Consider the following 10,591-nt stretch of genomic DNA (forward strand, 5'->3'; position numbering starts at 1 on the left):
CCAAAAACCCCCCCCCTCCCCGCCAACCCCTCAACCCAGCCGTTGCTGTTGACGTTGCTCCAGCGGGTGCAGGGCCGCAGGCCCTGCAATACAAAAAAACCTTACTGGCCCCGCAGGCGGCTGTGCTTGAAGCCGTAGCAGAAATAGATCACGAAGCCGACGAACGTCCACACACCCATCAGCATCCAGTTGTGCATCGTCATCGCCGACAGCAGCGCCAGGCAGCTCAGCACGCCCAGGGTGCAGATCAGCCACGCCATCGGCATGCGGAACGGACGCGGCAGGTCCGGCTGGGTGCGGCGCAGGATCAGCACGCCCGCGCACACGGCTGCAAACGCGATCAGGGTGCCCATCGAGGTCAGTTCACCCAGGATGTCCAGCGGGAACAGCGCCGCCAGCAGGGCGATGCCGATGCCGGTGATGACCGTGTTGATGTGCGGGGTGCGGTACTTCGGGTGGATCTTGGTGAACACCGGCGGCAGCAGGCCGTCGCGCCCCATGATCATGAAGATGCGCGGCTGGCCGATGATCATCACCAGCACCACCGAGGACAGGCCGACCAGGGCGCCGACCTCGACCACCCAGCGCAGCCAGCCCAGCTGCGGGTGCGCCGCCACGGCGGTCACCACCGGTTCGTCGGTGCCCAGCAGCGGGTACGGCACCAGGCCGGTCATGACGGCGGCCATGGCGATGTACAGCACCGTGCAGATCACCAGCGACAGCATCATGCCGATCGGCATGTCGCGCTGCGGGTTCTTCGATTCCTGCGCCGCCACCGACACCGCCTCGAAGCCGATGTAGGCGAAGAACACCATGGCCGCGCCGCGCAGCACGCCTTCCATCCCGTACTTGCCTGGGCCTTCGTTGGCCGGGATGAACGGGGTCCAGTTGCTGGTGTCCATGTACTTCCAGCCAACCACGATGACCAGCACGATCAGGCCGGTCTTCAGCACGACCATCGCCATGTTCATCGCCGAGGACTTGCTGATGCCGACGTAGCACAGCCAGGTCAGCAGCAGTACCAGGATGGCGGCGGGCAGGTTGGCGATGGCGCCGGTGGGGCGCAGCTGCGCGTCCAGTGGGGCGCTGACCAGCGCCGCTGGCAGGTGGATGTCGAACTGGCTGAGCAGGCTGAGGAAGTAGCCGGTCCAGCTGACCGCCACCGCCGAGGCCGATACGCCGTACTCGAGCACCAGCATCCAGCCGATGAACCAGGCCGAGAGCTCGCCGAAGGTGGCGTAGGTGTAGGTGTAGGCGCTGCCGGACACCGGCACCATCGAGGCGAACTCGGCATAGGCCAGCGCGCAGAAGGCGCAGCAGACCGCGGCCAGCACGAAGGACAGCATGATGGCCGGGCCGGCATGGTTGGCCGCGGCCTGGCCGGTGATGACGAAGATGCCGCCGCCGATGACCGCGCCGATGCCCAGCGCGGTCAGGCCCCAGGGGCCGAGGTGGCGGCGCAGGCTCAGGCCGTTGGCGTCTTCATGGGCGGCATGCGGGTGCTTGGTGGCCCACAGTTGCTTGAACATGTGTGTCGATCTTTTCGAAGCGCGCCGCGGAGGGCGCGCGGGGAGAAACGGACGGGCCGGCGCGAGGCCGGCCCGTAGGCACATCAGGGAGACTTGGCCAGCTTGCTGTTGCGGATGCCGTAGCCGAGGTAGATCAGCAGGCCCAGCACGGTCCAGCCGACGAACAGGTGCCAATGCACCACGAACGCCTGCCAGAACAGGAACAGGCAGGTGGCCGCGCCCAGCGGGCAGATGATCCACACCGCCGGCACGCGGAACGGGCGGTGCAGGTCCGGCTTGCTGTAGCGCAGGACCAGCACGCCGATGCAGACGGTGGCGAAGGCCAGCAGGGTGCCCATCGAGACCAGTTCACCCAGCACGTTCAGCGGCACCAGGCCGGCCAGTGCAGCGGCGATCACGCCGACCACGATCGTGGCCCAGTACGGGGTGCGGAAGCGGGCGTGGACCTTGCCGAAGAACTTCGGCAGCAGGCCGTCGCGCGAGATCGTGTAGGCGATGCGGGTCTGGCCCATCATCATCACCAGGATCACCGAGGACAGGCCGGCGATGGCGCCGATCTCGACGGCGGTCTTCAGCCACGCCAGCTGTGGGTAGCCTTCCAGCGCGGTGGCCACCGGCTTGTCGGTGCCCAGCAGGTGGTACGGCATCATGCCGGTCAGCACCGCGCAGACGATGATGTAGACGATGGTGCACACGGCCAGCGAGCCGAGCAGGCCGATCGGCATGTTGCGCTGCGGGTCCTTGGTTTCGCCGGCGGCGGTGGAAACCGCGTCGAAGCCGATGTAGGCGAAGAACACGATGGTGGCGGCGCGGAAGATGCCGCTCCAGCCGAACTCGCCCGGCCCGGTGTTTTCAGGGATGAAGGGGTGCCAGTTGCCCGGATCGATATGCGCCGCGCCGATGCCGATGAACAGGCAGATGACGGTGACCTTGATGGCCACGATGATCGCGTTGACGAAGGCGGACTGGGTGACGCCGACATACAGCAGGCCCGACACCGCCGCGATGATCAGCACCGCCGGCAGGTTGAACAGCTTGCCGGAGGCGACGAACTCGCTGCCGGTCCAGGCGATCGGCGCTGCACTGAGCGCGTCCGGGAACGGCATGTTCAGGGTGCTGGTGAGGAAGCTGATCAGGTAGGCCGACCAGCCCACTGCGACCGAGGCCGAGGCAAACAGGTATTCCAGCACCAGGCACCAGCCGATGAACCAGGCCATGCCTTCGCCGAGGGTGGCGTAGGAGTACGAGTAGGCGCTGCCGGAGACCGGCATCATCGCCGCGAACTCGGCGTAGCACAGGCCCGCCAGCGCACAGGCGAAGCCGGCGATGACGAACGAGAGCATGACCGCCGGGCCGGCGTGATTGGCCGCGGCCTGGCCGGTCAGCACGAAGATGCCTGCGCCGATCACCGCACCGATGCCGAGCATGATGAGGTGTTTCGCCGTGAGGGTCCGTTTCAACGTGGCTTCGCCGTCCAGGCTGCCTTCGATGGGTTCGCCAGCATCGACGTGCCCGGCCGGTTGAACCGGCTTGACCCTCAACAGTGCTTTCAGCATGCAGAACTTTCCTGATGATCGGATTGGGGCCGCCGATGCGTTGCCGGCGGCCTGGAATGGTGAAGGCCGCGCGAACGGCCCGCTGTACCTTAGCCAAAGCTGAAGCCACCGCACAAGCGCAATCGCAACAATGACCGGCGATAATGGGCAGTATTTTTCCGATTGCCCCGCATTCATGAATCAACCTGCCGAATCCCTTGCCGCGCTTGATGTTCAGCTGCGTGGCCTGCTGCATGACTACGCCCGCCGGGAGCCATCCCACGACGCGCTGGCTGCCGAATTCAGCACATTGATCGACGACCCGCAGGATCCTTTCTGTCGTGAACGTCTGGCCGGGCACTTCACGGCCAGCTGCTGGCTGGTCAGTGCCGACGGCCAGCGCCTGCTGCTGACCCACCATCGCAAGCTGCAGCGTTGGCTGCAGCTGGGCGGCCATGCCGATGGCGACCGCGACCTGGGACGCGTGGCGCTGAAGGAAGCGGAAGAGGAATCCGGCCTGGCCGGCCTGGTGCTGGATGACCCGGCCATCTTCGATCTGGACAAGCACTGGATTCCCGAACGCACCGACGTGCCGGGGCACTGGCACTACGACGTGCGTTTCGTGATCCGTGCCGTGGGCGGCGAGGCGTTCGTGCTCAGCGAGGAATCGCTCGACCTGGCCTGGCGCCCGGTGGCCGAGGTTGCCGAAGATCCGGAATCGGACGCATCAATGCAGCGCATGGCCCGCCGCTGGCTGTCGCGCTGACAGGGGCAGCCACGCATGGCGTGGCTCTACTGCAACCCGGTAGATCCACGCCACGCGTGGATGGCGTGCGCAGCCCAGTAGATCCACGCCATGCGTGGATGGCGCGGTGTCGGATGCATTTCCGCCGGGCACGGCCCGGCGCTACCGTCGTGCGGGCCGGGCCATGCCCGGCGACGCCTTCATCAATACAGAATGCGGGTGCGCAGAGTGCCCGGAATGGCCGCCAGCTCGTCACGCACGGCACCGGCCTGTTCCTCGCTGGCGGTGATGTCGATCACCACGTAGCCCACCTTCGGGTCGGTGCGCAGGAACTGGCCGTCGATGTTGACGTTGTGCCGCGAGAAGATCTCATTGACCTTGGACAGCACGCCGGGCACGTTCTGGTGGATGTGCAGCAGGCGCAGGCTGTCGGCGTGCTCGGGCAGGGTCACTTCCGGGAAGTTGACCGCCGACAGGGTGCTGCCGTTGTCGCTGTAGCGCACCAGCTTGGCCGCCACTTCAATGCCGATGTTGTCCTGCGCTTCCAGGGTGCTGCCGCCCACGTGCGGGGTCAGGATGACGTTGTCGTGGCGGGTCAGCGGCGATTCGAAGATATCGCCATTGCCCTTGGGCTCGACCGGGAACACGTCCAGGGCCGCGCCGCCGATGTGGCCACTGGCCAGGGCTGCGTCCAGTGCGTCGATATCGACCACGGTACCGCGCGCGGCATTGATCACGTGCGCGCCGCGGCGCATCTTCGCCAGCTCGGTGGCGCCGATCATCCACTGCGTGGACGGGGTTTCCGGCACGTGCAGGGTGACGATGTCGGCGCGCGCCAGCAGGTCGTCCAGGCTGGCGGCGGCACGGGCATTGCCCAGCGACAGCTTGGTTTCCACGTCGTGGAAGATCACCTGCATGCCCAGCGACTCGGCCAGCACGCCGACCTGGGTGCCGATGTGGCCGTAGCCGATGATGCCCAGCGTCTTGCCACGCACCTCGTGGCTGCCGCTGGCCGACTTCGACCAGCCGCCGCGATGGCATTCGGCGTTCTTCTGCGGAATGCCACGGGTCAGCATGATCGCTTCGGCGATGACCAGCTCGGCCACGCTGCGGGTATTGGAGTAGGGCGCGTTGAACACCGGGATGCCGGCCAGCTCGGCTGCGTCCAGGTCGACCTGGTTGGTGCCGATGCAGAAGCAGCCCACTGCGATCAGGCGCTTGGCCTCGGCCAGCACCTCGGCGCTGAGCTGGGTGCGCGAGCGGATGCCGACGATGTGCGCCTCGGCGATGCGGGCCTTCAGTTCGTCCTCGGGCAGCGCCTTGCTGTGCGCTTCGATCTGGCTGTAGCCGGCGGCGCTGAACACCTCCACGGCGGTCTGGCTGACCCCCTCCAGCAACAGCACGCGGATATCCTGCTTCGGGAACGAGGTCTTCTTCGGCGACATGGTACGGCACGGCCAGTGGGACAGGGGCTGACCACTATGCCAGATCGGCGGGGCCATGGTGCAGTGCGGAAATAGTTGCATCCGTAGCCATTCCGGGTGATTGCCGGGGCTGGACGCTGGCCCGCGGCGCTGGCACGCTTGCCCGTTCTTCACGCACCGCGCTGGACCGTCATGACCGATTCCCGCATCGCCTCGCTGCAGCAGGCCTGTCCCGGCCTGAAGCTGAAGACCGACCCTGCCGACCTGGAGCATTACGGCCGCGACTGGACCCGGCGCTGGACCCCGGCGCCACTGGCCATCGCCCTGCCGGCATCGGTGGAGGAGGTGCAGGCCGTGATGCGCTGGAGTGCGGCGGAGGGCGTGGCGGTGGTGCCTTCCGGTGGCCGCACCGGCCTGTCCGGCGGCGCCGTGGCGGCCAACGGCGAGCTGGTGCTGAGCCTGGAGCGGATGAACAAGGCGCTGGCCTACGATCCGGTCGACCGCACCCTGGTGGTGCAGGCGGGCATGCCGCTGGAGGCGCTGCACAACGCCGCGCTGGACCACGGCTTGATCTACCCGGTGGATTTCGCCGCGCGCGGCTCGTGCTCCATCGGCGGCAACATCGCCACCAATGCCGGCGGCATCCGCGTGATCCGCTACGGCAACACCCGCGAATGGATCGCCGGGTTGAAGGTGGTCACCGCCAGTGGCGAACTGCTGGAACTCAACAAAGGCCTCATCAAGAATTCCAGCGGCTACGATTTCCGCCAGCTGATGATCGGGTCCGAGGGCACGCTGGGCGTGATCGTCGAGGCCACGGTGAAGCTGACCGATCCGCCGCCGGCCAGCAACGTGATGCTGCTGGCGGTGCCGAGCTTCGACGTGCTGATGCAGGTGTTTGCGGCCTTCCGCGCACGCCTGCAGCTGCAGGCCTTCGAATTCTTCACCGAGCGCGCGCTCGAGCATGTGCTGGCCCACGGCGCGCAGGCCCCGTTCGACGAGGTGCACCCGTATTACGTGGTCACCGAATTCGCCGCCAACGATGAGGCGCAGGAAGCGGCGGCCATGGCGGCCTTCGAGGACTGCATGGGCAATGGCTGGGTCAGCGACGGTGTGATCAGCGCCAGCGATGCACAGGCGGCGCAGCTGTGGCGCCTGCGCGAGGGCATCACCGAAGCGGTGGCCCGCTACAAGCCGTACAAGAACGATGTCTCGGTGCGGATCTCGGCGATGCCGGCGTTCCTGGCCGAGACCCAGGCACTGATCGGGCAGGCGTATCCGCACTTCGATGTTGTCTGGTTCGGCCACATCGGCGATGGCAACCTGCACATCAACGTACTGAAGCCGGACGACACCAGTGACGCCGATTTCGTAACCCAGTGCGAGCACGTGACCAAGCTGCTGGCGCAGGTGCTGGCGCGCTTCGATGGCAGCATTTCGGCCGAACATGGCATCGGCCTGGTCAAGAAGGGCTACCTGGACAGCACACGCGGCCCGGCGGAAATCGCGCTGATGAAGGCGGTCAAGCGCGCCTTCGATCCCGAAGCGCGGCTGAATCCAGGCAAGCTGTTCGACGCCTGATGCAGGCAAAGACTTCACACAACCATTACGCTCCCTGCAACTCCACTGATGGCCTGACCACGATGACCCGTCCGCTCCTGCTGCTTGCCCTGCTGTCCCTGCCGCTGGCCGGCTTCGCTTCCAGCTTCGCTGGCACCTCGGCGGGTTCGGCCACCGGTGCGTCTTCCGGCTCCTCGGGCAGCAGCTCGGGTGATGACAAGGTGGTGCTGGCTGCGCGCGATGATGCTGCCGCATTCGTGGCCAGCGATGGCCAGATCCGCGGTGCGCGCCTGCAGGCGGCGCTGCTGCACCTGCGCGAGCAGGATGCCGCTGCCCAGCAGCAGAGCGATCTGCAGCTGGCCCGCGCGCTGCTGGCCCGCTGAACCGGCCTTCCGGTAGTGCCGGCCGCTGGCCGGCTACGCCATGACATCTGCACGGAACGCAGCCACGCAGGGCGTGGCTCTATTGCTGATCGCGCACGCCGCGCATGCGGCCGATCGCCTGCAGCTTGATCCCGCCGGACTGAGCGAGCCGCAGCAGCAGCTGGCGCGGCAGACGCTGGACGACGTGCAGGCCCTGCTGCCGGACGGCCTGCTGCGCGCGCTGCCTGCGCAGGTGCGGGTGTCGTGGCGCGATGACCTGCCTGGGCAGGTGCACGGCCGCGCATTCGCCGGACGCATTGCGCTGCGCCTGGATCTGCTGGATGACAGCCAGGCGGGGGCGCGCCGTGCGCGTCGCAGCGCGCTGGTCCATGAACTCACCCATGTAGCAGACCGCAGCGGCGCGAACTGGTCGCACAGCGCGCGCTGGCGTGATCTGGCCGGTTGGCAGCGCAGGCCCTGGCACCTGGGGCGCGGCGACAACCACTTCAGCGACCGCAGCCCGGATCGCTACGAACTGACGGACCCGGCTGAATACCTGGCGGTGAATGCCGAGCGTTTCGTGCTCGACGCCGAATTCGCCTGCCGCCGTCCCGCCTTGGCGCAGTGGTACCAGCAGCATTTCGGCACGCCGCCCTCCTTGCCGACGGTGCAGTGCGATGGCACGGTGCCGCTGCTGCAGGCTGAGGCGGAGGAGGGCGCGGCGTCGTTGCTGCAGTTGGATCCTGCCCGCGTCTTCGCCGTGGATTACCTGTTCGCCGAGGGCAGTGCGCAGCCGATGAGCCGCTGGGGCCACAGCATGCTGCGCCTGGTCATCTGCCGCCCGGGCCGCGCGCCGGTGCCGGATTGCCGGTTGGATCTGGAGTATCACCGCGTCCTGTCCTTCCGCGCCTTCGTCGGCGACGTGCAGATTTCCAACTGGCGGGGGCTGACTGGCGGCTATCCGTCGCGCTTGTTCGTGTTGCCGTTGCAGCAGGTGGTGGACGAGTACACCAAGGTCGAACTGCGCGGGCTGCAATCGCTGCCGCTGGCGCTTGATCGCAGCGAAATCGCCAGCCTGCTCGAGCGCACCGCGCAGGTGCATTGGAGCTATGACGGGCGCTATTACTTCGTCAGCAACAACTGTGCGGTGGAAACCGCCAAGCTGCTGCAGGCCGGGGTGCCACGGCTGGGCGAGGCCGGCCTGGCCCAGCTGACCCCGCGCGGGTTGCGCCGGCGACTGGTGCGGCTCGATGCGCTGGATGAGCGGGTACTGGACGACCGTGCCGGCGCGCAGGCCGAGGGCTATTACTTCGCATCGGCACGCGACCATTACCAGCAGTTGTTTGCGGTTGCTGCCGCGCAGAACTCCCTGCCGGCGCACGACGTGCAGGCTTGGCTGAAGCTGCCCGCGCGGCAGCGTGCGCCGTGGCTGCTGCAGGGCGATGTGCGTGCCAGCGCCGGGTTGCTGCTGCTGGAACAGGCCGCACAGCGCCGTGCTGAGCTGCGGGTGCGGGACACCCTGAAGCGTCGCCTGCTGGCCGCGCCGGAAAGCGAGGCCACCGCGCAGCTGCGCGGCCTGCTGGAACAGAGCGGGCAGTGGTTGCGGCCGGGCCGGCTGCTGGCCGATGGCGGCTATGGGGTGCCGCTGGCCGAAGAGCAGGCCGTGGTTGCCGGGGCCGTGGCCACCGCCAGTGCAGCGGCCGTGCCCGCCTGGCAGTCGGTGCGCCAGCAGCTGCGCGTGCAGCTGCCTGCCGGGCAGCGGCAGGAACTGGATGACATCGACGCCAACCTCGCGGCCCTCGGCCAGCGGCTGCGTGAGCAGGCGGCCGCGCCGGTCGCAGGCGTGGCCGTTCCCTGATCCGGGCGCGTAGCGGCTGCGGTCAGGCGGCTTTCAGGCCCTGCTGGTGCCAAGGTGGTACGGTCAGGTGTCCTCAGTAGTATCGACAAGGAGTCGAGCCATGCGTGTAGTTCCCGGCCTGTTGGCAGCCTCCCTGGGCATCCTCCTCACCGCCTGCCAGCCTGCGGCGGCACCTCCCGCAGCGGCGACCGCCGCCGATCTGCCGGCACCCGCGCCCGAGCCGGCGACGGAGGCCGCAGCCGCCAGCGAAACCGCTTACCGCTGCGGCGACCTGGATGTCCAGGCGCGCTTCGTGGGCGAGGACGCGGCAACGGTGACGATCGGTGAACGCCGCTTCGCGCTGCACGCGGAACGGGTGGCGTCCGGGGCGAAGTACAGCGATGGCAAGGGCAACAGCTTCTGGGCCAAGGGCAGCGATGATGGCCTGTTGAGCCTGAAAGGTGAGCCTGATCGCGAGTGCCAGGCCCAGCAGGACATCGAAGGCGATGGCAGCGCGGGCAAGGCCGCATTCCGTGCCACCGGCAACGAGCCCGGATGGCTGGCCGTGGTCGACGGCGATGCGCCGGGCCTGCAGGTGGACGTGGACTACGGCGAGCGCCGTTTCCAGGTGGCCGCGCCCACCACGGGTGCGGATGGCTGGGCGGGCAAGGCTGCCGATGGCACCGACATCAAGCTGAGCTTCCAGCGCACCACCTGCCAGGACAGCATGAGCGGCGAATCGTTCGAGGCCAAAGCGATGCTGACCGTCGGTGCTCGCCAGTACCACGGTTGCGGCAATTTCGGCGGCAGATAAGCGCGGTTTTGTAGAGCCGAGCCCATGCTCGGCTGCGCTTCGCCGCGATGCATCAACAGAAGCAGCCGAGCATGGGCTCGGCTCTACAGAAGGCGTCAGCGCCGGGCCATGCCCGGCGCGTGGTGCTTAGTCGGCGCGGCCGGCGAATTCGCCGGTAGCGGTGTTGACCAGCACGCGTTCGCCGTTGGCGATGTACTCCGGCACCATGATTTCAATGCCGGTGTTCAGCTTGGCCGGCTTCGGGCGCTTGGTGGCGGTGCCGCCCTTCAGCTCCGGCGGGGTTTCGATCACTTCCAGCACCACCGAGGCGGGCAGCTGGATCGCCACCGGCTGCTCGTCGATGACCTGCACGTAGATGCCGGTCAGCCCGTCGGTGATGTAGCCGGCGTCGTCGCCGATCACGTCGGCGTCGAGGGTGTAGGGGGTGTAGTCCTCGTCATCGAGGAACACGAACGCATCGCCGTCCTTGTACGAATAGGTGGACTGGCGGCGCAGCAGTTCGACTTCGACCAGGTTGTCGTCGGCATCGAAGCTGGCGTCGAGCTTGTTGCCACCCGGCACGCTGTACATGATGAAGCGGAAGCGGACGTTGCCGCCGCGGCCCTGCGGCGAGCTGCGTTCGATGTCGCGGATCTGGTACACGCCGTTGTTGTACTCGACGACGTTGCCCTTCTTGATGTCGTTGGCTTTCATGATGTTGTTGGTCGTTGGGGGAGGGGGCCCGCCCCGCCCCCCGGGGGATAAAAAATGTGCCCCGGGGGGTTCGCCCCCCCCGCCCAGTGTGT

Annotated in this window: 9 protein-coding genes; 5 read left to right on the top strand and 4 right to left on the bottom strand. The window is 67.6% G+C overall.

Features of this window, described 5'->3' with window-relative positions:
* Positions 1 to 101: 101 nt before the first annotated feature.
* Positions 102 to 1,529: an amino acid permease gene (locus IAE41_RS20365; protein ID WP_200734354.1), complete on the bottom strand. Its 1,428-nt coding sequence runs from the start codon at positions 1,527 to 1,529 to the stop codon at positions 102 to 104.
* 83 nt (positions 1,530 to 1,612) lie between these two features.
* Entirely contained in the window at positions 1,613 to 3,085 is a 1,473-nt protein-coding gene (locus tag IAE41_RS20370) for an amino acid permease (RefSeq protein ID WP_108746592.1), read from the bottom strand.
* Positions 3,086 to 3,215: 130 nt separating this feature from the next.
* On the opposite strand from IAE41_RS20370, the gene IAE41_RS20375 reads away from it, so the two are divergent.
* A complete protein-coding gene (locus IAE41_RS20375; protein WP_200734355.1) occupies positions 3,216 to 3,830 on the top strand; it encodes an NUDIX hydrolase in 615 nt (204 codons plus the stop codon).
* Between the two features lie 182 nt (positions 3,831 to 4,012).
* On the opposite strand, the gene serA is transcribed toward IAE41_RS20375, so the two are convergent.
* A complete protein-coding gene (gene serA / locus IAE41_RS20380; RefSeq protein WP_079221726.1) occupies positions 4,013 to 5,254 on the bottom strand; it encodes a phosphoglycerate dehydrogenase in 1,242 nt (413 codons plus the stop codon).
* A 171-nt stretch (positions 5,255 to 5,425) separates the two neighbouring features.
* Between serA and IAE41_RS20385 the strand changes: the two genes are divergently transcribed.
* From IAE41_RS20385 to IAE41_RS20400, 4 genes are all read left to right on the top strand, one after another.
* On the top strand, positions 5,426 to 6,814 hold the full coding sequence (locus IAE41_RS20385) for an FAD-binding oxidoreductase (protein ID WP_200734356.1): 1,389 nt from the start codon (positions 5,426 to 5,428) through the stop codon (positions 6,812 to 6,814).
* 62 nt (positions 6,815 to 6,876) lie between these two features.
* Positions 6,877 to 7,176 carry a DUF2388 domain-containing protein gene (locus tag IAE41_RS20390; protein WP_200734357.1) on the top strand — a complete coding sequence of 100 codons (300 nt, stop codon included), beginning with the start codon at positions 6,877 to 6,879 and terminating at the stop codon, positions 7,174 to 7,176.
* A 40-nt stretch (positions 7,177 to 7,216) separates the two neighbouring features.
* Positions 7,217 to 9,013: a DUF4105 domain-containing protein gene (locus IAE41_RS20395; protein WP_200734358.1), complete on the top strand. Its 1,797-nt coding sequence runs from the start codon at positions 7,217 to 7,219 to the stop codon at positions 9,011 to 9,013.
* Between the two features lie 100 nt (positions 9,014 to 9,113).
* A complete protein-coding gene (locus IAE41_RS20400; protein WP_200734359.1) occupies positions 9,114 to 9,806 on the top strand; it encodes an MliC family protein in 693 nt (230 codons plus the stop codon).
* Positions 9,807 to 9,932: 126 nt separating this feature from the next.
* On the opposite strand, the gene yeiP is transcribed toward IAE41_RS20400, so the two are convergent.
* Positions 9,933 to 10,499 carry an elongation factor P-like protein YeiP gene (yeiP, locus tag IAE41_RS20405; protein WP_079221730.1) on the bottom strand — a complete coding sequence of 189 codons (567 nt, stop codon included), beginning with the start codon at positions 10,497 to 10,499 and terminating at the stop codon, positions 9,933 to 9,935.
* Between the last annotated feature and the right edge of the window lie 92 nt (positions 10,500 to 10,591).

Origin of the sequence: Stenotrophomonas sp. S39 (genome assembly GCF_016624665.1) — a bacterium.
Classification (GTDB): Bacteria; Pseudomonadota; Gammaproteobacteria; order Xanthomonadales; family Xanthomonadaceae; genus Stenotrophomonas.